The organism is Aureimonas sp. N4 (assembly GCF_001463925.1).
Classification (GTDB): Bacteria; Pseudomonadota; Alphaproteobacteria; order Rhizobiales; family Rhizobiaceae; genus Aureimonas; species Aureimonas ureilytica_A.
On sequence record NZ_BBWS01000055.1, the window covers coordinates 109,064 to 130,130 of the forward strand.

Below are 21,067 nucleotides of genomic sequence, written 5' to 3' on the forward strand. Positions count from 1 at the left end.
CCGTGAGTGATCTGCCGGCCCATATCGATGAGACCATCGAACTCCTGGCGGCTGCGGACTATGTGGCAGATCGGTCCTTAGCGACCGTCCTATTTCTGGCGCTCAGGATGGGTCGTCCCTTGTTTCTCGAAGGGGAAGCGGGCGTGGGCAAAACCGAACTGGCCAAGGTTCTGTCCAAGGCGTTGGACCGCCCGCTGATCCGGCTCCAGTGCTATGAAGGTCTCGACCTCTCGTCCGCCGTCTACGAGTGGAACCACGCCGCGCAGATGATCGAAATCCGGCTGCGCGAGGCGGCCGGCGATGCCACAAGCGATGCGCTTCGGGCGGATATTTTCTCCGAACGCTTTCTGATCCGCCGACCCGTCCTCCAGGCGCTCGAAGGCGAAGCGGGCCGCGCGCCGGTTCTGCTCATCGATGAACTCGATCGAACGGACGAAGCCTTCGAAGCCTTTCTGCTTGAGGTTTTGTCCGACCACCAGGTCAGCATTCCCGAATTCGGGACGATCCGGGCGCAGGAGCCGCCGATCGTTATCATCACGACCAACCGCACGCGCGAAATCCACGACGCGCTGAAGCGCCGCTGCCTCTATCACTGGGTCGATTATCCCAGCGCCGAACGGGAACTGTCGATTATCAGGTTGAAGGCACCCGGCGCGAGCGAGGATCTGTCGCGCGAGATCGTCAGCTATGTGCAGAAGCTGCGCGCAGCCGATCTCTTCAAATCGCCGGGCGTGGCCGAGACGATCGACTGGGCCACCGCGCTGACCGAACTCGATGCCATCGCGCTCGATCCGTCGCTGATCTCCGACACGCTCGGCGTTCTCCTGAAATATCAGGACGATATCGCCCGGATCGAGAAGGGCGAAGGCCGCGAAATCTTGAATGCGGTGAAGCGTGAACTGGCGGTCGGCTGACGACATGCCAGCGACGGGCGACTTAGACACCAACCCAAATAACGGTCGCTTCGGGGACAACATCGTCCATTTCGCTCGGGCGCTTCGTCGCGCTGGAATGAAGACCGGACCGTCCGAAACGCTGGACGCGATCGAGGCGCTCCGCCTCGGCGGGATCGGCTCGCGCGAGGATGTCTATTGGGTTCTGCATTCCGTTTTCGTGCATCGGCGCGAGGACAGCGTGGTCTTTGCCGAAGTCTTCGACACGTTCTGGCGGTCGCGCCAGCTGATCGAAAAAATGCTGGCTCTGTTTTCCGGTCGTGCCCCAGCACGGCCGGCCGAGAAGCGGGCGGGGGCGCAACGGGCCGCTGACGCTTTCTCTCAGGAAGCACAGCCCGGAGCTCCGCGTGAGAAGCCCATTCTCGACATCGACGCGCGTTTTTCCATGTCGGGTGACGACGTGCTGCGAACCAAGGATTTCGCGCAGATGACGGCGGCCGAATTGGAGGACGCCAAGCGAGCCGTGCGCCGCATCGCCTTCTCGGGCGACGAACGCCGCACGCGGCGGTTCCGCCCGGCTCCTCATGGCGAGCGGATCGATATGCGCGAAAGCCTGCGCGCCAGCGTGCGAACCGGCGGCGCCTTGCTTCTCCCGAAATGGCGCACCGCGCGAACGCGCCCGCCGCCGCTCGTGGTGCTCGCCGATATTTCCGGCTCCATGAGCCAGTATAGTCGGCTGTTCCTGCATTTCTTTCACGCGATCACAGCGCATCGACGGCGTGTCCATACGTTTCTGTTTGGGACGCGGCTGACCAATATCACGCGCGAACTGACCCGCCGCGACCCGGATGAAGCGGTCGATCGCGCGGCCTCGGCCGTGCGGGACTGGTCCGGCGGAACGCGGATCGGCGAGGCTTTGGAAATCTTCAACAAGGTTTGGTCGCGCCGCGTTCTGCCCGGCGGCGCGACGGTGCTGCTGATCACCGATGGTCTGGAACGCGATCAGACGGAAAGACTGGAAGAGGCGATGGAGCGGCTCCATTTGTCCTCCCGTCGGCTCATCTGGCTGAACCCGCTGCTGCGGTTCGACGGGTTCGAGGCCAAGGCCAAGGGAATGAGGGCGATGCTGCCGCATGTCGATGAGTTTCGACCGGTCCACTCCGTCGCCTCGTTGGATGCGCTCTGCAAGGCACTGACGCAAGACCGGGCGGATCGCGGCCACCTATCGCCGCAGCACTGGTTGCGCTCCGATGCGTTGAACCGCGAGATGGCTTGAGGACGAGACGATGGAAACGCTGCACGCGATGAGCGACGTCCTGCAAATTGCCGAAGACTGGAGCCGTGACGGGCGCGGCGTCGCCTTGGCCACCGTCGTGGAAACCTGGGGCTCGGCGCCGAGACCCGTTGGAAGCCATCTGGTGATCGATGCAGCCGGAGATTTTGCCGGTTCCGTCTCCGGCGGCTGCGTCGAAGGCGCAGTGGTGGCGGAGGCGCTGGACGTGATTGAAACCGGCGCGCCACGCATGCTGGAATTCGGCGTGGCGGACGAAACAGCCTGGCGGGTCGGCCTCTCCTGCGGCGGGCGCATCTGCGTCTATGTCGAGAAGGTGGCCTGATGGATCTCGCGCTTCTGGAAGCTTTGAACGAAGAGCGCCTCGCTCGCCGCGCCTGCATTCTCGTCACGGACCTGACCAGCGGCTCGCAGCGCCTCATTCGCGAAGCCGAGGTCGAAGCGGACGAACTCGCGCCGGACCTTTCCAAAGCGCTTCAAAGTGGAAAATCGGGACGCTTGGGCGGCGACCTCTTCCTGAACGTGCATCTGCCCCCGCCGCGCATCGTCGTGATCGGGGCGGCGCATATATCGCAGGCCCTGGCGCCTATGGCGGAACTCGCCGGGTTCGATCTGGAGATCATCGACCCGCGCACGGCGTTCGCGACGCCCGAGCGCTTCCCTGGCATTCGTCTGCAAGCCGAATGGCCGGAACTCGTCCTGAAGGATCGGCCGCTCGATTCCTATTGCGCGCTGGTGGCGGTGACGCACGATCCCAAGATCGACGATCTCCCCTTGATCGAAGCGATCAAGGCCGGCTGCTTCTATATCGGCGCGCTTGGAAGCCGGAAGACCCATGCCAAACGGCTGGAGCGGCTGGCTGCAGCGGGATTGCCGGACCATAAGACGGCTCGGATCGAAGCGCCCATCGGGCTCGACATCGGCGCTGCGACGCCCGCCGAAATCGCGGTGGCAATCCTCGGCTCGGTTATTTCCGCTTTTCGCAAGCGGAAGATGCACGCCGAGCGGCGCGGCGAAACGGAGGCGTCGTGAAGTTCGGGCCGGTCGAGAGTCGGTCAGCTCAAGGCTGCATTCTCGCCCACGCGACGCAGGTCGGCGGCAGCAAACTGCCCAAGGGGCGGTGTCTGACGTCAGATGATGTGGAGCGTCTTCTGGCGGCCGGGATCGATCGCGTCATCGTCGCACGGCTTGGTCCAGACGATCTGCCCGAAGACGAGGCCGCCGCCACGATTGCCGACGCCCTGGTGAGCGACGAGATCGGCGCGGCGCCGGCCGCCACGGGCCGAGCCAATCTCTTCGCGGGCGAGGCCGGGGTGTTTCTCGCCGATCGCCGTCTCGTGAATGCGATCAACCGCGTTCATCCCGGCATCACGCTCGCGACGCTTGACGATTACACGAGCGTCGAGGCCGGCCGCATGGTTGCGACGGTGAAGATCATTCCGCTGGCCGTGCCGCGTGCCGCAGTCGAGCAGGTCGCCGACTTGCTGGCCGGCGAGGCGGCGTTCCGCCTCGCGCCGTTTCGCGGGCGCGGCGTCGGTTTGGTGCAGACCGTTCTTCCCGGGATGAAGCCCAGCATTCTCGACAAGACAGCCTCCGTCCTGGCCGAACGGTTGAAGCGAACGGGCTCGAATATCCTGCGGGAGGAGCGGGTCGGGCATGACGAAAACGAATTGAGGCGAGCCCTCTCGCAGGCTCACCCGGACGAAGCGATGACAATCGTCTTCGGGGCTTCGGCCGTGATCGACGAGGATGATGTCATCCCGGCTGCGATCCGGCTGGCCGGCGGCCAAGTCGATCACCTCGGTATGCCCGTCGATCCCGGCAATCTCCTGCTGCTGGGGCATCTTGGCGAGCGGATCGTCATCGGCGCACCGGGCTGCGCGCGCAGTCCGCGTGAGAACGGATTCGACTGGGTTCTCGACCGCTTGTTGGCCGATCTTCCAGTCTCGTCGCGGGAGTTGACGGGTCTTGGCGTGGGAGGCCTGCTGATGGAAATCGCCTCGCGCCCGCAGCCTCGGGAGATCAATCGCTTGGAGGCCCGTACCCCGAGGATCGCGATCGTCGTCCTGGCGGCAGGCCGCTCCAGTCGCATGGGCGGGCCGAACAAACTCCTGGCGAGGTTCGATGGTCAGCCGCTCCTTCGCCGCTCCGTGGAAACGGCGCTCGCATGCGGCGCGGTATCGGTCCACGTCGTTCTGGGTCACAGGTCGAGCGAGTTGAGGCGCGCGATCGAGGGGCTGGACGTCGTGCTACACGACAACCCCAATTATGCCGAAGGCCTATCGACCTCGCTCAAGCGCGGCTTCGAAGCGGCTTCCCAGGATGCTGATGGCGTCCTCGTCATGCTTGCGGATCAGCCCCTGCTGACGCCCTCCCATCTCGACACGCTGATCGCAGCCTTCGTACCCTCCGGAGAAGGTTCGATCGTTCTGGCCTGCGACGGAGAGCGACGCGCCAATCCCGTGATCCTGTCGATTGATTTTCGCGAAGACATCGCCAGGCTCGAGGGCGATGTCGGTGCGAGACAGCTCGTGCAGCAGCACCACGACATCGTTCGCGAGATCGACATCGGCCCCGCCGCCTCGTTCGACGTCGATACGCCCGAACTGATGGAGCTAGCGGGAGGCGTTCTCCCCCCGGCTTGATCCATCAGTTCGGCGATGCGCGGGTAATTCGATCCGCCTGAGCCATTCCGTCATGCCGCTTGCGGCTGGCTTCTTTCTGGCAGCGATCCGAGCAGTAGAGAACCTGATCCCAGGTGCGCGCCCAAGCCTTGCGCCAAACCATCGGCTTTTGGCATTCGCGGCAGAGTTTGGAAGGAAGGTCGGATTTCTTTTTCATTTTCGGCATGAGGCGGAGATGGTCTGTCGCTGGAGCGAGACCAGCGCCCTGCGGCAACTTACCTCCATGGTTGGCCTATCGCGTTGCACAAATTTTGTGCCGGCCTTTAAAATAGCCAAACTGCAAGGCTTCGTTAAGCTTGGGGGCGCAGCCTTGTCTCAGGCGCAGTTCAGCGCCGCCTGCGAAAGGATGCGACATGCCGACTGCACGCGTGCCCGACCCGCAATTCCGGAAGATGCTTTCGGGCTTCGGAATGACCTTTGCGGAGATTCTCTACCGGATGCCGGATCATCCGAGCTTCCTGCAAAGTTTCTCCTGGCAGTTCGAGGATATGGCGCCGGACTATCCGCGCCTGCGCCGCTTTCTCGACCACTGGGAGCGGGAAATCGAAGCGAAGATCCATTCGGTTCGCATCTCGCACGAGCGGCTCATCCGCCCGCAGGAAATCCGCCTCATGCGCGAGGTCGGACATCTGCATTGATCACATCAGGCGCAGGCTCTTGAAACTCGTGTGCCCGTTGCGGCCGATGATCAGATGATCGTGGACGGTGATGCCGAGCGGTCGGCATGTGTCCACGATGATCTTGGTCATCTCGATATCGGCATTGGACGGCGACGGGTCGCCTGACGGGTGATTGTGCACGAGCACGAGCGCACAAGCCGAAAGCTCCAGTGCGCGTCGAATGATCTCTCGCGGATAGACTGGGGTATGATCGACCGTGCCGGTCTGCTGCACCTCGTCTGCGATCAGCGCGTTCTTCTTGTCGAGAAAGAGAACGCGAAACTGCTCGCGCGTCTCATGCGCCATCGCCGCATAGCAATAGTCGATAACGGCTGACCAAGACGACAAAACCTCGCGCGAGCGCAGGCCGGAGCGAATGGCGCGCTGAAGGAGAGCGGCGATGATGCGAAGATCCAAGGCAGAGGACCGACCCATTCCGTCCACTTCCTGAAGGAGATGGGTCGGCGCGTTCAACACATCTTCCAGCGTGCCGAAGCGCTGGAGCAATGCCTTGGCGATCGGTTTCACGTCACGTCGCGGAATGGAGCGGAACAGGACGAGTTCCAGAAGCTCGTAGTCGGCGAGCGCCGTCGCGCCAGCGTCCGCGAACCGATCGCGCAGCCGGTCGCGATGCCCGTCATGATGCTTGGGTTCGGGCGCGGGCTTGATGGGCGCGACTGGAATGGGTTCTGCCGTCCGAAGAAGCTCGGTCGGCAGAAAGCCCGAGGCTTCATTCAGTCCCTTGCGATCCTTGCGGGGCGGCACCGGCAGCGAGCTTTCAGGCGGAGATTTCTGCCAGACGCTCGGCCGAGAAGCCCGGCATGTCGAGCCCGGCCGGAGAATAGGTGAAGACCTCGCACCCACCCTCGGTCACCCCGACCGTGTGCTCGTACTGCGCCGTCAAACTGCGGTCGCGCGTCACGGCCGTCCAGCCGTCGGGCAGAACCTTCACATGCGGGCGACCGAGATTGATCATCGGTTCGATCGTAAAGATCATGCCGGGGCGCATCTCCACGCCTTCGCCGCGCCGGCCATAATGCAGGATATTGGGGGAATCGTGGAACAGCTTGCCGACGCCATGGCCACAGAAATCGCGCACGACGGAGCAGCGCTCGCCCTCGGCATAATCCTGAATTGCCGCGCCGATGTCGCCGATATGGCCGCCCGGCTTGACCTCTCGAATGCCCAGAACGAGCGAGCGATAGGTGATTTCGCAAAGCCGCTCGGCCGCGCGCTTCACCTTGCCGACCAGATACATGCGCGAGGAATCGCCGTAGAAGCCATCGACGATGAAGGTCACGTCGATATTCACGATGTCACCTTCGCGCAGCGGCTTGTCGTTCGGAATACCGTGGCACACGACATGATTGATCGAGGTGCAGACGCTTTTCATGTAGCCGCGATAGTTGAGGGTCGCGGGCAGGGCACCGGCATCCATCGCGAACTGAAACACGAAATCGTCGATCGCCTGCGTAGCGACGCCGGGCTTCACGAGATCGGCGAGCTTGTCGAGGCAGGTCGCCGTCAGCAGGCAGGCGCGGCGCATCCCCTCGAATGCTTCGGCTCCGTAAAGGCGGATCGAGCCGGTGTTGCGCAGGGGCTGGGCTTCGGCTTCAAGATAGATGGTCATCGGGCAGCAATTCGATCCAAGACCGCGACAAGGCGGTGTTTTCTGGAGATGTCGCACCGATAGGCCCCGGCTTCAACCCCGCCCGCGCTGTGCGGCAGCGTGGGCGGGCAGAGCGGAACCGGATCGGTTCGTTCAACCTCTGACGTAGCGCCCCGGCGCGTCTTCGATCGGTGTGAGAACGCCGCCGCCCGGCTCGCGCGCCGGCACACGCTCTCCGGCCATCGGCTCAATCCAGACCTGCCAATGCGGCCACCAAGAGCCGGGCGTTTCTTCGGTCGTGTTCCACCAATCCTGAAAGCTCACGTCCCGCGACGGCGCAGCCCCGGTCCAGAAGCGGTATTTCTGCTTGGAAGGCGGATTGACGACGCCGGCGATGTGGCCGGACGCCGCGACCACATAGGTGGATGGTGCGCCGAAGGCGAGGCTTCCCTCATAGACGCTGATCGCGGGCGCGATGTGATCCTCCTTGGTCGCGAGATGGTAGACCGGCAGATCGATGGTCGAAAGGTCGAGACGAACGCCGCCGATCTCCATCTCCTTGCGGGCCAGCCGATTCTCGAAATAGCAGGCGCGCAGATAGAAGAGGTGGTTGGCCTTGGCCATGCGCGTGGCGTCGGCATTCCAGAAAAGAAGGTCGAACGGCGCGGGCTCTTTGCCCTTCAGATAATTGCTGACGACATAGGGCCAGATCAGCTCGCCCGAGCGCAGGAGATTGAAGGTCGCCGCCATGCGCGTACCTTCGAGATAGCCGCGCTCCATGGTCTTTTCGAGCTCGGCTAGTTGCTGCTCGTCCACGAAGACCTTGAGGTCACCCGAATGGCGAAAGTCGATCTGGGTCGTCAGAAAGGTCGCGGAGCGGATGCGCTCGTCGCTGCGCGCCTTGAGATAGGGCAGCGCCGCGCCCAGAAGCGTGCCACCCACGCAATAACCGACGGCATTCACCTCGCTTTCGCCCGTCACCTGCTGAACGGTGTCGAGGCCGAAGACGAGACCTTCCTCGACATAGTTCTGCCAGTCCTTGTCTGCGTGCCGGGCATCCGGATTCACCCAGGAGATCACGAACACGGTATGGCCCTGCTCGACCATCCAGCGGATCAGAGATTTTTCCGCGTTGAGATCGAGAATGTAGAAGCGGTTGATCCAGGGCGGCGAGATCAGGATCGGCCGTTTGAACACCGTCTCGGTGGACGGCGCATATTGGATGATCTGGCACAGTTCGTTTTCCGCGATCACCTTGCCGGGCGTGGTCGCGACGTTCTCTCCGACTTTGAAACTGTTCTCGCAGGACTGGCGCAGCTTCAGGAAGCCTTCGCCGCGCGCCATATCCTCTGCGAACATGCGCATCCCGCGAACGAGATTCTCGCCGTTTTCGGCCATGGTCTCGCGATACAGTTCGGGATTGGTGGCGAGGAAATTGGCGGGCGACAGCGCGTTCACGATGGCGCGGGTGTAGAAGATCGCCTTGTGCCGCGTGTGCGGATCGACCCCTTCGGCATCCTGCGCCAAGCCGTTGGCCCATTCGCTGACGACACCATAACTCTCCCGCAGGAAGGCGAAGAGCGGGTGGCGCTGCCAATCTTCGTCGGCAAAGCGTTTGTCCGGCGCGGGCGGGGCAACCGGCTGGCCCGCCGCGCGAGCCATGGAATTGGCCCAGATGCCCATGAAGCCCGACATCAGCTTGGCCTGGGCCTGAAACGCGCGCTGGTGGTCGCTCAGCCAATAGTCTCCGACCTCCGACAGAGTCGAGACGACGTCCGTGTAGCTAATCGGCCCATCGCGCACTTCGCCCCGTTCGCGCGGCTCCACCCACGCGGCCGCCGCCTTGCCGAGATGTTCGAGCATCCGCGCCGCGTTGCGCGCGAAGGCCTCGGGGTCGCGCACGGCATAGCCTTGGAAACTATCGATCCCGGCTTGGAAGGGGGCGGAGCGTTGGTCGTTCATGAAGTCTCCTCGTCGGTCGGAGATAAGCATGTTTTGGTGATCGTTTCAGCGATTGCCAGCGTTTCCGCTCCGGTTTTCGTCGCGGCATTGCAGCAAGACACGCGATGGAACGGCACCATTCCCAAGGGCGCGTGGTTTAGGTAAAGAGAACGCGGTGTGGAGCGGGAAGCGGTGTATGGCAATGCTACGGTTGAGAATGGCGGCGACGCTCGCCCTTATCGGCGCGCCTCTCTCGGCCTGCCAGCCGCTTTTGCCGCGCGACGACACTCCCACCATTCTTCCGCGTCTGGGCGCTGCGCCGGCCTCCGGCCCCTCGGCCCAGCGGCTCGATGAAAATGGATATCCATTGATCGGCGCATTCCCTAAGGCGGCGGCGCCGCAGGTTTCGAACGAAGAGGTACAGGCGACGCGCAACCGTTTTGCGAATGTCGCCGCGCGCGCCACGCCGCCCAACGACGCCGCCTATCAGCGCCGTGTCGGCGAACTCAGCCAGATCGCGGCGCAGCAGCAGAGCGACGCCGATGCGCGGCTTCGAGCCGCGACCACCGGATCGGCGGCGGACGCCGCCAGCAGCCGGGCGCAGTAGAGCGCCGCCGACCGATCCCACGGTCGATGTGCCCGGCTTCAGCGGACGCTCAAAGCGAGTGAACAGTGACGCGCGCCTCCCCATGGCCCAGCGCGTCCGATCGTCCGTACCGATTCGAAAGCAAATCCCATGACCGAAGAATTCCATAAAGTCCGCCGTCTCCCTCCCTATGTCTTCGAGGAGGTGAACAAGAAGAAGGCGGCCGCTCGCGCGCGCGGCGTCGATATCATCGATCTCGGCATGGGCAACCCGGACCTGCCGACACCGTCCTTCGTGGTCGACAAGCTCTGCGAGGCGATTCGCGATCCGCGCACCCATCGCTATTCCGCCTCCAAGGGCATTGCCGGCCTGCGCCGCGCCCAGGCTGCCTATTATGCGCGCCGCTTCAATGTGAAGCTCAATCCCGACACGCAGATCGTCGCGACGTTGGGCTCCAAGGAAGGCTTCGCCAATATGGCGCAGGCGATCACCGCGCCCGGTGATGTCGTGCTCTGCCCGAACCCCACCTATCCGATCCACGCTTTCGGCTTCCTGATGACGGGCGGAACGATCCGCTCGATTCCGGCGCGTCCCGATGAGGACTTCCTTCGGGCGATCGACCGCGCGGTGCGCCATTCGATCCCCAAGCCTATCGCGATCATCCTGAACTATCCGTCGAACCCGACGGCCTACGAGGCGACGCTGGACTTCTACGCAGAGGTCGTGAAATTCGCCAAAGAGCATGAGATCATCATTCTCTCCGATCTCGCCTATGCCGAAATCTTCTTCGACGGCGCGCCGCCGCCTTCCGTCCTCGAAGTGCCCGGCGCGATGGATGTGACGGTCGAGTTCACCTCCATGTCCAAGACCTTCTCCATGCCGGGCTGGCGCGTGGGGTTTGCCGTGGGCAACGAGCGCCTGATCGCGGCTCTGGCGCGCGTGAAGTCCTATCTCGATTATGGCGCCTTCACGCCGATCCAGGTGGCCGCTACAGCCGCGCTGAACGCCGGCGATGCGGCCATCGAAGAGGTGCGCTCGGTGTATCGCCATCGCCGCAACATTCTGGTCGAATCCTTCGGTCGCGCCGGCTTCCATGTCCCGCCGCCGTCCTCGACCATGTTCGCTTGGGCGCAGATCCCCGAGGCCTACCGGCATATGGGTTCGGTGGAATTCTCGAAAATGCTGATCGAGAAGGCCGATGTTGCGGTCGCTCCAGGTGTCGGCTTCGGGGAATATGGCGACGATTTCGTCCGCATCGCTCTGGTCGAGAACGAGCATCGCATTCGCCAAGCCGCCCGCAACCTGCGACGCTTCCTTGCAACGGAGCAGGATCAGGGCCAAAAGGCCGCAGCCGGCGCGTAACGCGCGACGGCGGCAGCAACCCATTCGCAGAGCTTTGACCCAAGGACATATCATGGATCGCCCGATGCGGCTCGGCATTGCCGGGCTCGGTACGGTCGGCGCCTCGCTCGCCCGGCTGATCGCCTCGAACAAGGATGCCTATGCATTGCGCGCCGGGCGCCCGGTCGAACTCGTCGCGGTCACCGCGCGGGATCGCTCGAAGGATCGTGGCGTCGATCTGTCCGGGGTCCAGTGGTTCGACGATCCGGTCGCTCTGGCGTCTCATGCTGAGATCGACCTGTTCGTGGAACTCGTGGGTGGAGCCGAAGGGGCTGCCTTCGACAGTGTGAAGGCCGCGTTGAACCGTGGCCTTCCGGTCGTCACCGCCAATAAGGCGTTGCTCGCCCATCATGGTGTGCAACTCGCCAAGCTGGCGCAGCGCAAGGGAACGACGATCTTCTTCGAGGCGGCCGCCGCGGGCGGCATCCCCATCATCAAGACGATGCGCGAGGGCCTGCGCGGCAACAAGGTCAGCCGCGTCTATGGCATTCTGAACGGCACCTGCAATTACATGCTGACTCGCATGGAGCGGGAGGGCATCGCGTTCGACGACTGCCTGAAGGACGCGCAGCGTCTGGGCTATGCCGAGGCCGACCCGACTTTTGACATTGGCGGTTTCGACGCGGCCCATAAATTGGCGCTTCTGACCTCGCTCGCCTTCGGCTGCGAAATCGACCTCGATTCGATCTTCATCGAGGGCATCGAGGCGGTGACGACCGAAGATATCGAGGCGGCGGCCGATCTCGGCTATCGCATCAAACTTCTGGCCGTCGCCCAGCGCACGGAATCGGGCATCGAGCAGCGTGTTCATCCGACCATGATCCCGGCGCATTCCGCCTTGGCTCAGGTCGATGGCGTGACGAACGCTGTGGCCGTAGACACCGATCTTCTTGGCTCGATTCTCCTGGTCGGGCCGGGGGCGGGCGGCAATGCGACGGCCTCGGCCGTTCTATCGGATGTTCTGGACGCGGCGCGGGGCGTTTCCATGCCTGCCTTCGGTCTGGAGCCTGCAAGTCTTGCGCCCTACAAGCGGGCCCGGATGCGCGCGCATGAGGGCGGCTATTACATCCGCCTCAGCGTTCTGGATCGTGTCGGTGCTTTTGCCTCGATCGCGCGCCGCATGGCGGAGAACGAGATTTCTCTGGAATCCATCGTCCAGCGCAAGCGAGACGGTGCGGGCGAGCGGGACGCCGCGCCCGTCATCCTGATCACCCATGAGACGACGGAAGCGGCGGTTCGCAAAGCGCTCGATGCCGTCTCGAAGGATGGCCACCTCAAGAGCGAGCCCCGCATGGTTCGTATCGAGGCTTTGGACTAAGAAAAAAGGCAGGAGCGCCTATCATATGTCGGCAACGGAACGCCGAAATATCGGGCCTTAGCTCTCGAGCCGGAGGATGGTAGCGATGTCGGAGCGAGTGGACGAAGACTTGCAGTCGCTCGACCGCGTTCTGTCGATCGAGATCGCGCGTGTGACCGAGCGTGCCGCCGTGGCCGCCGCGACGCTTCGCGGGCGCGGCGACGAGCGCGCGGCCGACCGCGCGGCCGTCGATGCCATGAAGCGCGAATTGGCGGCGCTCGCCATCCAAGGCACGATCGTGGTGGGCGAGGGTGAGAAGGATCAAGTGCCCTCGCTCTATATCGGCGAACAGATCGGCGCCGGCGGCTTCTCGGCCGACGTGGCGCTCGACCCGCTTGAGGGCACGACGCTTTGCGCCAAAAGTCTGCCCGGCGCTCTGACGATCCTCGCCATTGCGCGGCAGGGAAGCCTGATGCACGCGCCCGATGTCTATATGGAGAAGATCGCGGTCGGTCCGGGCTTTCCCGATGGCATTGTCAGTTTGGACCGCAGTCCGGCAGACAATCTCAACGCGCTGGCCGCCGCAAAAGGCGTGTCGGTCGGTCAGATCACGGCCTGTATTCTCGATCGCCCGCGCCACGCGAAGCTAATCGAGTCGATCCGCGAAACCGGCGCAGCGATCCGGCTGATCGGCGACGGGGACATTGCGGGCGTGATCCAAACCACCAGTCCCGCAGAGACCGGCATCGACATCTATATGGGGATTGGCGGCGCACCGGAGGGTGTTCTCGCTGCGGCGGCTTTGGCCTGTATGGGTGGTCAGATGGAAGGTCGTTTGCAACTCAACACCGGCGAAAAGCGCACCCGAGCCGAGAAGCTCGGTCTCGGCGATCCCGACCGCATCTATCGGCTGGCCGATATGGTGCGGGGCGACGTCGTATTTGCCGCAACGGGTGTGACCGACGGTAATCTTCTGGACGGCGTTCGATTCCATCAGGGGCGGATCGAAACGCACACGCTGGTGATGCGGATGCAGACGCGAACGATCCGCGATATTCGCGCGCGCCATTACGAGTTCGAAAAATTCGGGCTTTGACGCAAGGCTCATGGCTTCTGCTCGCAAAAAGCGATGGGGGACCATCATGGCCGAGTCACGCCCACATAGGCAGACATGACCGCCGAGCGCAGAACGTTTCTTCAAGTCGAGCAGTCGGCGTCCGGCCGTCGCTGGGTTCACGCATTGAACCTTCGGGATGAGGCGTCAGCTTCGCGGATTGCGCAGCTTCACGCGATCCCCGATATGGTGGCTCGCGTTCTGGCGGCTCGGCGCGTCGGACCGGACGAGGCGGCGCGCTTTCTGGAGCCCACCATCCGCGACCTTATGCCGGACCCGTCCAGCCTGACGGATATGGACAAGGCGGCTGCGCGGCTGGCCGACGCGATCGCCCGCCGAGAGAAGGTCGCGATCTTCGGCGACTACGACGTGGACGGCGCGGCTTCCTCGGCCTTGCTGGCTCGTTATCTCCAGCATTTCGGCCTCGACCCCATCGTGCGCATTCCCGACCGTCTGACGGAGGGCTACGGGCCGAATCCGAATGCCATGCGGGACCTGATGGACGGTGGCGCGCGGCTGATCGTAACGGTCGACTGCGGTACGGGCAGCTTCGAGGCGCTGGAGGCCGTCGCCGCGCGGCGGGTCGATCTGCTCGTTCTCGACCATCACCAGACGGGCGGCCTGCTTCCGCCCGCCCATGCCATCGTCAATCCGAACCGGCAGGACGATCTTTCGCAGCAGGGGCATCTTTGCGCGGCGGGCGTGGTGTTCGTCACGCTCGCGGCCGTATCGCGCGAACTTCGCCGTCGCGGCTACGATCCGTCCAGCCTGCCGCCCCTCATGGACGATCTCGATCTCGTTGCCCTGGCGACGGTCTGCGACGTCGTGCCGCTGCAAGGATTCAACCGGGCCCTGGTGGTGCGCGGGCTGGCCACCATGCGCCATCTCCGCAAGCCGGGCATCAAGGCTCTCGCTGAAATCGCGCGCCTGTCCGGTCCGATCGACACGTTCCATCTCGGCTTCCTTCTCGGCCCGCGCATCAACGCGGGCGGTCGCATCGGCGAAGCCCATTTGGGCATAAGACTTCTCGTAACGTCGGACGATCTGGAGGCGCGGGCGCTTGCCGAGCAGCTCAACCTCCTGAACGCCGAGCGTCAGGCCATGGAACGCGTGATGCTGGACGAAGCCGAGGCCGAGATTCGAACGGAAATTGGGACGGGTGAGGGGCCCTCGGTCCTGATCGCCGCCCGGGCGAATTGGCATCCGGGGATCGTCGGGCTTCTGGCTGCGCGTCTCAAAGAGCGCTTCTCGCGCCCGGCTTTCGCCATTTCCTTCGACGCGACCGACCGTGGAACGGGATCAGGGCGCTCGATCCCCGGTTTCGATCTCGGGCGCTTCGTGCGGCGCGCGGTCGAGACGGGAATTCTCGTGAAAGGGGGCGGACATGCGATGGCCGCCGGTTTGACGATCGAGCGTGCGCGTCTGGGGGACTTCCGCGCCTTGGCGGAGGAGCAGGCCGGCAAGGTCGTTCCGGACCTGATGGCGAGCGATGTCATTGAGATCGACGCGGCCATGTCCGCCTCGGCGCTGTCGTCCGAGACCTATTCGCTGGTGGAGAAGGCAGGCCCCTATGGCGCCGGTCATGCCGCGCCCATTTTCGCTTTACCGCGACATCGCCTGACCCATGCGTCCTATGTTGGGACAGGTGGTCACATTCGTATGACACTGAAGGCTGCCGATGGTGCGCAGGCGTCCGCCATCGCCTTCCGGGTCGAAGGGACGCCCCTGGGTGAGGCGTTGATGGCGTCACGAGACAGGGCGATCCATGTGGCTGGGACGCTGTCCATGGATCGTTATGGCGGGCGTGAGAAAGTGACGATGCGGGTCGTAGATATGGCTATCCCGTCGGAGTGACACAGGTTCGGAGCCTGATCGACCAACGATCCTCGCTCAGCCCAAAGTGAGCGAACCCATTGCGTGCCTAGTCGGGCGAACGCCGCAAGACACAAACTAGATCATATTACGGAGGCTTGTGGTACGCCCGAGGGGAATCGAACCCCTCTCTCCACCGTGAAAGGGTGGCGTCCTAACCGATAGACGACGGGCGCGGACAAGGGCGTCTATAAGGTGAGTCGCGTGTTATGGCAAGCCATTATTGCACTTCAAAGACGCACCACCGCTCGGTAAGCGGCACACAAAAGGAGCCCGAGCCAAACTCGGAATCACGCTTGAATGGCTTGAGACGGACAGAAGAGTGGTACGCCCGAGGGGAATCGAACCCCTCTCTCCACCGTGAAAGGGTGGCGTCCTAACCGATAGACGACGGGCGCGGACGAGGGTCTCTATAAGGTGAGTCGCGTATTATCGCAAGCCATCATTGCAATTCGAGGACACGCCACCGCTCGAAAAACAACGCTCATAACGAGACCGAGCCAAACTCGGAAGCACGCCTGAATGGCTTGATATGCGAAGAATGTGGTACGCCCGAGGGGAATCGAACCCCTCTCTCCACCGTGAAAGGGTGGCGTCCTAACCGATAGACGACGGGCGCGGACAAGTGTTCCTATGCAAGGAAGGCCGCAGATTCGCAAGCCCTCTTGCGAGTGAAAATCACCCGGTTCGGCGCATGCCTCGGCACGGCCAATTCCAGTCCCGGCGCGGGCCGACATCGATATGGATGGAGGCCGTATGGCAATAGGTCCCGACGCCGCCGCGCACGGGCAGCGCGCGCACGAAGCGAGCCACTTCCTGTCCATTGACGCCCGGCACATGAAGGTCGGCGGCCTTGCATTGCATATGCAACGATGCCTTCGCGCCGTTGACGCGGCGATTATGCGACGGTGAACGGAAGCCTGACGTAATGACCACCTTCTGATGAAAGCGCGTCTCGATCTGCGAGATCAGCGACATCAGATTGGAGTCGAAGCAATTCGTCACGACGTCTTCACGCTGGATCAGAAGGCCACTCGGCGCGAGGCGTGCGATGCCGCTGAGCGAGGCCAGCTGATAGCTGTCTCCGAGATCGTCGATCAGTTCCGAATCCACCGACGCGCGCTGGCCGATTTCGAAGAGGGACTTGGGGTTGACGCCGGGAAGCCCATTGTCGGCCGGGTTCTGCTTGTCGTCGCTTCCCGCCTGATGAATGATGACCCGCTTGCTCTTGGTGCGATCGGCGTTGCGCAAGGGGACCTTGGCCTCGGATTGCGTATAGAGAGATGCGTAAAGAGAATGATCGGCTTCCGGCCCGCCGCTGCGCGGCTGCGAGAAGGCGGTAACGACCGGCGCCGAAAGTGGCGTCAGCAGGCTGCGCGATTTGGCGTCTGCCGGCCGATCGGCGGCCGCCACCTGCATTGGCGCTTGACGATCCGCAGGGGCGGGGGTTGCGATCGATCTGGCGATATCGCCCGACGCCACCTTTCGGAGCGTCTCCGCCTGCTTTTTGGCCGGTTCCACTGGACTGGGCGCTGCCACCTCAGGAGGGCTGGTGACGTCGGGCGTCAACTTTCCATCCGATTGGATGATCGATGCGATGTCCTTGGGTTCGTTCGCCTTCGGGGTATGAGAGAATCCGAAGGCCGATGTTTCATCGACAGCGGACACACATCCCGTCACCAGGGACGAGGCACTCGCGAGGCCCGCGACAATCCAAACGCAACGCGCTTGTCGCCAGTAACTCTTGGTCGTCAATCGCTCGTCCACCCTTTGATGCGTCGCAGAACCGGCGTCTTAAAAAAGAGCGCCGATCCGAGGATCGGCGCGACCGGCCTTGCAAGCGTCTCAAGTTCCCATGCGCCCGCCTGTTCGGCGCAGCTCCTGACATGGAGAAACATTAACACCGAATGAAGCGCGGTGCCACTACTCGGCGCCTCACCAGGAACCTGTGTTCTCCATGCTCGCCCAAGGTTCCTGCGGCGGCTTGCTCGAACCTTTCTGGAGAAGTTCGAACGATATATTGTCGGGCGACTTCACGAAGGCCATGCGCCCGTCGCGCGGCGGCCGATTGATGGTGATGCCCGCATCCATCAAGCGCTGGCACGTTTCGTAGATGTCGTCGACCTCATAGGCGAGATGGCCGAAATTCCGGCCACCGCTATAGGTTTCCGGGTCCCAATTATAGGTCAGTTCCAGAAGCGGGGCGCTCTGAGCGCGACCTGTTTCGACGTCGTCCGCCGCTGCGAGAAAAATCAGTGTGAATCGACCCGCTTCGCTTTCCGATCGCCTGATTTCCACCATGCCCATATGGCGGCAGTAGAAATCGAGAGAGCGATCGATGTCGGTGATCCGAACCATAGTGTGAAGATAGCGCAAGGATTCCCCCGTCGTAATGTGTTCGCGCTATCTGGTGCCCGAAACGATGCCGAAAAGGGTTCGGCGGAATTGTTCCGGTCTCCCATAAAATTTGGTCGGTTTTATTTCGCTCAGCATCCGTTAGCTGCGACTGTGACGTAAGGGGATCGCCCGTCGGGAAAATCGTTAAAATTCGATCAAAAGGATTTCCAAAAGCACTTGATTATCTATTCTCATCAACAGAGGCGGTGTCGAAGGACGATTGGCGGCGAATCGATGTGAGACCAGCGTGTCGCATGCGGTTTGGACAGGGGTGGAAATGCGTGTTGTGTATCGGCAAGCGAAGCGATGGCCCATATGACGGGGCACGCCTGCTCTTGCCCCACCGAAACGACTGACGGTCACGCGGAACTGGCGGAGCCGGCGCAGGTCGTATCCGGTCGCATCAAATGGTTCGATGTCGCGAAAGGGTTCGGGTTCGTCGTGCCCGATGACGGATCGGCGGATATCCTTCTCCATGTAACCTGCCTGCGGAGGGATGGTTATTCTACCGTTCTTGAGGGCGCGACCATCGTCTGTGAGGTTCAGAAAGGGGGACGTGGGCTTCAGGCTTCGCGCGTTGTGTCCATGGATGCGTCGACGGCCGTTTCGTCCGGCACAGCTGGCGCACCGATGCGGACCCATGTTCAAGTCGATCCGTCGAGTGATCTGGAGCTGGCGAGCGTCAAATGGTTCAATCGGACCAAAGGCTACGGCTTCCTCTCACGAGGCGAGGGCACCGAGGACATTTTCGTCCATATGGAAACGCTGCGCCGTTATGGCATGACGGAGCTACGACCCGGCCAGTCGGTGCTTGTCCGATTCGGTCTCGGCTCGAAAGGCTTGATGGCAGCCGAAATCCAACCTCTTGGGCCGACTGCTGACGAACACGGCGGTGAAGAAACATGATGCTACGGACCAAATCGACAGTCGCGGCCCTGGGATTGGCGGCACTGACCATTGCGGGCGTCCTGGCTGTCACCACGCAATCCTCGGGGTCAACCGCAACACTGGTGACTTCGAAAGGGCGCTTTCCGATCGAGGTTGAAGTGGCCGATACCCCGGGTCAGCGCGAAGTCGGCCTCATGAACCGCGAGTCGCTGCCGCATGATACGGGGATGCTGTTCGATTTCGGTCAGACACGCGATGTCGATATGTGGATGAAGAATACGCTGATTCCGCTCGACATGCTGTTTCTGGACGAGACGGGACGGATCGTGCGGATCGGCGCCAATGCCCAGCCTTTGTCCTTGGACCTGATCTCTTCGGGCGGCCCGGTTCGCTACGTGCTTGAGATCAATGGGGGCGCGGCGGCCCGGTATGGAGCGACACGCGGCGACAGGCTGGAACACGCCGTCATCCCGTCCCGAAACTGATCGTTCACACAGCTCTTGGAAAGCTGGAATGAGGCGCGGGCGTCTCTTGACCCGAGCTCATCCGCAGGGCATACCCCAGATCGTTCCAGTCGTTTGGGGCCGTTCGGAGCGTAGCGCAGTCTGGTAGCGCATCTGGTTTGGGACCAGAGGGTCGCAGGTTCGAATCCTGCCGCTCCGACCATGTCTTGAAAGGACTGGTTGGCTCAAGAGGTTGGAGATCGTTTTCATGGTGGCCCGGATTTATCGTCCTGCACGTACGGCGATGCAGTCCGGCAAGGCGAAGACCAAGGAATGGCTGCTCCAATACGAGCCTGCCGCACCGAAGGTCGTTGAGCCTCTGATGGGCTATACATCCTCGTCCGATATGCTGTCGCAGGTCCGTTTGTCCTTCGAAACGAAGGAACAGGCGATTGCCTATGCCGATCGCTACGGTATCGCGTATCGCGTCGAGGAAGAGCACGTGTCGGTTCGTCCGAAAGTGTCCTATTCCGACAATTTCCGCTACGATCGCATCGCGCCCTGGACGCACTGAACCATCGGAGCGCCGCCGACGCGGCGCTCACCGGGCCCCGTAGCTCAGTGGATAGAGCACCGGCCTTCTAAGCCGATGGTCGCAGGTTCGAATCCTGCCGGGGTCGCCATTTTCTTAATGAAATCAGTTGGTTATATGGTGGTTCGCCGGGGTGGTTCGCCAGCCGGTTAGCCAGCCCGCCGCCGAAGCGCCACGACCTTGTTCATGCCCTCCATAGCAAGGCGAATCTGAGCGGCCTCGCGGCTGTAGAGTTCGGCGTGTTCGATGTCGTCGTGGCCGAGAATGTCCATGATCTGCCGGGTGCTCGCATCGCTCTCCGCGAGAATGCGCCCGAGCGTCTTGCGCAGCCCATGGAGCGTGCAGCCCTCGGGCAGCTTGGCCGATCTGGTCCATGTCCGCATCCGCCCGGTGAGGGACTTATCCGAGTAGGGGTTTCCGTGGGCGGTGACGATCACCGTCTCGCCTCGGATCGTGGAGCCGTCCAGCACCTCGGAGAGCATCGGCACGATGGGAATGGTCAGCTGCTTCCCGGTCTTTTTCTGCTCCAGCACAAAGGCGTCGATGCTGACGCTCTCGCCCTTATCGCGAAACGTCAGCGTTTTGCGCTGGTCCCATCGAAGGCGCGTCACGTCGCTACGGCGATTCCCGAGCCAGAGCGCAATTGCGTAGACGAGTCGCGGGTTCGACCCGATCGGCCAGCGCTTCTCGAACTTCTCCATTTCCTCGTCGGTCCAGGCGCGCCGCCCTTTGTATTCGGGGCGCCACTTCATCGCGAGCGTCGGGTCGAAGTCGATCCATTCCTCATCGAGCGCGACGGTCATCATGCGGCGGATCGCGACCATCTGATTCCGCGCAGCGTGGGGCGTATCGGCTTTGTCCGAGAGAAGCGCCTTCATGTGCCTGCGCTTGAAGTCCTCGACACGCTGGTCCTTCCAGAGGTCGGGATGCCCTTCAAGGACCGGCGTCAGCAGGAAGGCTTCCGTCCACCTCGTGTTGTTGTGCTGTGTGGCGGGCTCTAGGCGCTTCCAGTCGGCCGATTGCTTCACCAGCCGCCACGCCGCCCCGAATGTGCGGGGTAGGGCGGCGTTGGGGTGTGTGCGAACCTCGGCCTTGACCGGCTTCCGACCTTCGACGGCTGCCCGATAGGCTTCCTCGAACTCGGGATCGCCGGGCGCGCCTGGAAGAGCGATGGTCTTGCCGCCGCGTCGGAAGCGCCAGCGCTCCTTCTCGTGCCGGTCTCGATATTTGCCCGCGCCGGGATGATCTTCGCTCACTTCACGTCGCCATTTCGGGAGGGGGATTCGTTCAGGATCATTGCTCTTGTCTCCATAACCGCCGTCGCTTAGGTAAGGGAGGGCGCTTATTCGGTCAATAAGCGATGGCGGTTAGGAGGGGTCTTTGACAGAGATAGCGATGGC

Annotated in this window: 21 protein-coding genes and 5 tRNA genes; 16 read left to right on the forward strand and 10 right to left on the reverse strand. The window is 62.8% G+C overall.

What is annotated here, in order from left to right; translation table 11 throughout:
• Positions 1-11: 11 nt before the first annotated feature.
• The 5 genes from AUL28_RS19005 to AUL28_RS19025 all read left to right on the forward strand — a co-directional run bounded on the left by AUL28_RS19005 (position 12) and on the right by AUL28_RS19025 (position 4,829).
• A complete protein-coding gene (locus AUL28_RS19005; protein WP_374701442.1) occupies positions 12-914 on the forward strand; it encodes an AAA family ATPase in 903 nt (300 codons plus the stop codon).
• Positions 915-1,011: 97 nt separating this feature from the next.
• Entirely contained in the window at positions 1,012-2,169 is a 1,158-nt protein-coding gene (locus AUL28_RS19010; protein WP_244493571.1) for a vWA domain-containing protein, read from the forward strand.
• Between the two features lie 10 nt (positions 2,170-2,179).
• Positions 2,180-2,509 (forward strand): XdhC family protein, encoded by a 330-nt coding sequence (locus AUL28_RS19015; RefSeq protein WP_082640579.1) that lies wholly within the window; start codon positions 2,180-2,182, stop codon positions 2,507-2,509.
• Positions 2,509-3,216, forward strand: coding sequence for an XdhC family protein (locus AUL28_RS19020; protein WP_062235757.1), 708 nt, complete (start codon positions 2,509-2,511; stop codon positions 3,214-3,216). The genes AUL28_RS19015 and AUL28_RS19020 overlap by 1 nt, the downstream gene beginning before the upstream one ends.
• Positions 3,213-4,829 carry an NTP transferase domain-containing protein gene (locus AUL28_RS19025; RefSeq protein WP_062235759.1) on the forward strand — a complete coding sequence of 539 codons (1,617 nt, stop codon included), beginning with the start codon at positions 3,213-3,215 and terminating at the stop codon, positions 4,827-4,829. Before AUL28_RS19020 ends, AUL28_RS19025 begins: the two co-directional genes overlap by 4 nt.
• A 4-nt stretch (positions 4,830-4,833) precedes the next feature.
• Here AUL28_RS19025 and AUL28_RS19030 read toward each other — a convergent pair whose 3' ends face one another.
• Positions 4,834-5,034: a DUF2256 domain-containing protein gene (locus tag AUL28_RS19030; protein ID WP_062235762.1), complete on the reverse strand. Its 201-nt coding sequence runs from the start codon at positions 5,032-5,034 to the stop codon at positions 4,834-4,836.
• A gap of 187 nt (positions 5,035-5,221) precedes the next feature.
• Between AUL28_RS19030 and AUL28_RS19035 the strand changes: the two genes are divergently transcribed.
• On the forward strand, positions 5,222-5,506 hold the full coding sequence (locus tag AUL28_RS19035; RefSeq protein ID WP_058635374.1) for an usg protein: 285 nt from the start codon (positions 5,222-5,224) through the stop codon (positions 5,504-5,506).
• Here AUL28_RS19035 and radC read toward each other — a convergent pair whose 3' ends face one another.
• The 3 genes from radC to phaC form a co-directional block, all read right to left on the reverse strand.
• Positions 5,507-6,244, reverse strand: a complete 738-nt coding sequence (radC, locus tag AUL28_RS19040) for a RadC family protein (protein WP_244493574.1) — start codon at positions 6,242-6,244, stop codon at positions 5,507-5,509.
• Between the two features lie 61 nt (positions 6,245-6,305).
• On the reverse strand, positions 6,306-7,157 hold the full coding sequence (map, locus tag AUL28_RS19045) for a type I methionyl aminopeptidase (RefSeq protein ID WP_062235767.1): 852 nt from the start codon (positions 7,155-7,157) through the stop codon (positions 6,306-6,308).
• Between the two features lie 132 nt (positions 7,158-7,289).
• On the reverse strand, positions 7,290-9,098 hold the full coding sequence (gene phaC / locus AUL28_RS19050) for a class I poly(R)-hydroxyalkanoic acid synthase (RefSeq protein ID WP_062235770.1): 1,809 nt from the start codon (positions 9,096-9,098) through the stop codon (positions 7,290-7,292).
• Between the two features lie 175 nt (positions 9,099-9,273).
• Between phaC and AUL28_RS19055 the strand changes: the two genes are divergently transcribed.
• The 5 genes from AUL28_RS19055 (at position 9,274) to recJ (ending at position 15,329) form a co-directional block, all read left to right on the forward strand.
• The gene (locus tag AUL28_RS19055; protein WP_156420078.1) at positions 9,274-9,684 is read left to right on the forward strand and encodes a hypothetical protein; all 411 of its coding nucleotides are present in this window, start codon (positions 9,274-9,276) and stop codon (positions 9,682-9,684) included.
• A 129-nt stretch (positions 9,685-9,813) separates the two neighbouring features.
• Entirely contained in the window at positions 9,814-11,025 is a 1,212-nt protein-coding gene (locus AUL28_RS19060) for an LL-diaminopimelate aminotransferase (protein ID WP_062235779.1), read from the forward strand.
• 52 nt (positions 11,026-11,077) lie between these two features.
• Positions 11,078-12,382 (forward strand): homoserine dehydrogenase, encoded by a 1,305-nt coding sequence (locus AUL28_RS19065; RefSeq protein WP_062235781.1) that lies wholly within the window; start codon positions 11,078-11,080, stop codon positions 12,380-12,382.
• An 85-nt stretch (positions 12,383-12,467) separates the two neighbouring features.
• Positions 12,468-13,457 (forward strand): class II fructose-bisphosphatase, encoded by a 990-nt coding sequence (gene glpX, locus AUL28_RS19070; RefSeq protein WP_058602126.1) that lies wholly within the window; start codon positions 12,468-12,470, stop codon positions 13,455-13,457.
• Positions 13,458-13,532: 75 nt separating this feature from the next.
• A complete protein-coding gene (gene recJ / locus AUL28_RS19075; RefSeq protein ID WP_062235784.1) occupies positions 13,533-15,329 on the forward strand; it encodes a single-stranded-DNA-specific exonuclease RecJ in 1,797 nt (598 codons plus the stop codon).
• Positions 15,330-15,448: 119 nt separating this feature from the next.
• On the opposite strand, the gene AUL28_RS19080 is transcribed toward recJ, so the two are convergent.
• From AUL28_RS19080 to AUL28_RS19100, 5 genes are all read right to left on the reverse strand, one after another.
• A tRNA-Glu gene (locus AUL28_RS19080) sits at positions 15,449-15,523 on the reverse strand.
• Between the two features lie 147 nt (positions 15,524-15,670).
• Positions 15,671-15,745 (reverse strand) — tRNA-Glu (locus AUL28_RS19085).
• 146 nt (positions 15,746-15,891) lie between these two features.
• Positions 15,892-15,966: transfer RNA gene (locus AUL28_RS19090), tRNA-Glu, on the reverse strand.
• A gap of 59 nt (positions 15,967-16,025) precedes the next feature.
• Entirely contained in the window at positions 16,026-17,114 is a 1,089-nt protein-coding gene (locus AUL28_RS19095; RefSeq protein ID WP_156420079.1) for a YcbK family protein, read from the reverse strand.
• Between the two features lie 168 nt (positions 17,115-17,282).
• A complete protein-coding gene (locus AUL28_RS19100; protein WP_058602108.1) occupies positions 17,283-17,723 on the reverse strand; it encodes a VOC family protein in 441 nt (146 codons plus the stop codon).
• A 336-nt stretch (positions 17,724-18,059) separates the two neighbouring features.
• On the opposite strand from AUL28_RS19100, the gene AUL28_RS19105 reads away from it, so the two are divergent.
• From AUL28_RS19105 to AUL28_RS19125, 5 genes are all read left to right on the forward strand, one after another.
• A complete protein-coding gene (locus AUL28_RS19105) occupies positions 18,060-18,650 on the forward strand; it encodes a cold-shock protein (RefSeq protein ID WP_156420099.1) in 591 nt (196 codons plus the stop codon).
• Positions 18,647-19,117 carry a DUF192 domain-containing protein gene (locus tag AUL28_RS19110; protein ID WP_156420080.1) on the forward strand — a complete coding sequence of 157 codons (471 nt, stop codon included), beginning with the start codon at positions 18,647-18,649 and terminating at the stop codon, positions 19,115-19,117. Before AUL28_RS19105 ends, AUL28_RS19110 begins: the two co-directional genes overlap by 4 nt.
• A gap of 104 nt (positions 19,118-19,221) precedes the next feature.
• A tRNA-Pro gene (locus tag AUL28_RS19115) sits at positions 19,222-19,298 on the forward strand.
• Positions 19,299-19,343: 45 nt separating this feature from the next.
• Positions 19,344-19,649 carry an ETC complex I subunit gene (locus tag AUL28_RS19120; RefSeq protein WP_058602124.1) on the forward strand — a complete coding sequence of 102 codons (306 nt, stop codon included), beginning with the start codon at positions 19,344-19,346 and terminating at the stop codon, positions 19,647-19,649.
• Between the two features lie 33 nt (positions 19,650-19,682).
• Positions 19,683-19,758, forward strand: a tRNA-Arg gene (locus tag AUL28_RS19125).
• 58 nt (positions 19,759-19,816) lie between these two features.
• Here the strand turns inward: AUL28_RS19125 and AUL28_RS19130 are convergent.
• On the reverse strand, positions 19,817-20,923 hold the full coding sequence (locus tag AUL28_RS19130; RefSeq protein ID WP_062235790.1) for a tyrosine-type recombinase/integrase: 1,107 nt from the start codon (positions 20,921-20,923) through the stop codon (positions 19,817-19,819).
• Positions 20,924-21,067: the final 144 nt, after the last annotated feature.

Bases quoted from the DNA above. Each gene is read 5' to 3' on its own strand.
- AUL28_RS19010 (WP_244493571.1), top strand. From the start codon at position 1,012: ATGAAGACCGGACCGTCCGAAACGCTGGACGCGATCGAGGCGCTCCGC.
- AUL28_RS19015 (WP_082640579.1), top strand. From the start codon at position 2,180: ATGGAAACGCTGCACGCGATGAGCGACGTCCTGCAAATTGCCGAAGAC.
- AUL28_RS19020 (WP_062235757.1), top strand. From the start codon at position 2,509: ATGGATCTCGCGCTTCTGGAAGCTTTGAACGAAGAGCGCCTCGCTCGC.
- AUL28_RS19030 (WP_062235762.1), bottom strand. From the start codon at position 5,034: ATGCCGAAAATGAAAAAGAAATCCGACCTTCCTTCCAAACTCTGCCGC.
- AUL28_RS19035 (WP_058635374.1), top strand. From the start codon at position 5,222: ATGCCGACTGCACGCGTGCCCGACCCGCAATTCCGGAAGATGCTTTCG.
- map (WP_062235767.1), bottom strand. From the start codon at position 7,157: ATGACCATCTATCTTGAAGCCGAAGCCCAGCCCCTGCGCAACACCGGC.
- phaC (WP_062235770.1), bottom strand. From the start codon at position 9,098: ATGAACGACCAACGCTCCGCCCCCTTCCAAGCCGGGATCGATAGTTTC.
- AUL28_RS19055 (WP_156420078.1), top strand. From the start codon at position 9,274: ATGGCAATGCTACGGTTGAGAATGGCGGCGACGCTCGCCCTTATCGGC.
- AUL28_RS19060 (WP_062235779.1), top strand. From the start codon at position 9,814: ATGACCGAAGAATTCCATAAAGTCCGCCGTCTCCCTCCCTATGTCTTC.
- AUL28_RS19065 (WP_062235781.1), top strand. From the start codon at position 11,078: ATGGATCGCCCGATGCGGCTCGGCATTGCCGGGCTCGGTACGGTCGGC.
- glpX (WP_058602126.1), top strand. From the start codon at position 12,468: ATGTCGGAGCGAGTGGACGAAGACTTGCAGTCGCTCGACCGCGTTCTG.
- recJ (WP_062235784.1), top strand. From the start codon at position 13,533: ATGACCGCCGAGCGCAGAACGTTTCTTCAAGTCGAGCAGTCGGCGTCC.
- AUL28_RS19105 (WP_156420099.1), top strand. From the start codon at position 18,060: ATGACGGGGCACGCCTGCTCTTGCCCCACCGAAACGACTGACGGTCAC.
- AUL28_RS19110 (WP_156420080.1), top strand. From the start codon at position 18,647: ATGATGCTACGGACCAAATCGACAGTCGCGGCCCTGGGATTGGCGGCA.
- AUL28_RS19120 (WP_058602124.1), top strand. From the start codon at position 19,344: ATGGTGGCCCGGATTTATCGTCCTGCACGTACGGCGATGCAGTCCGGC.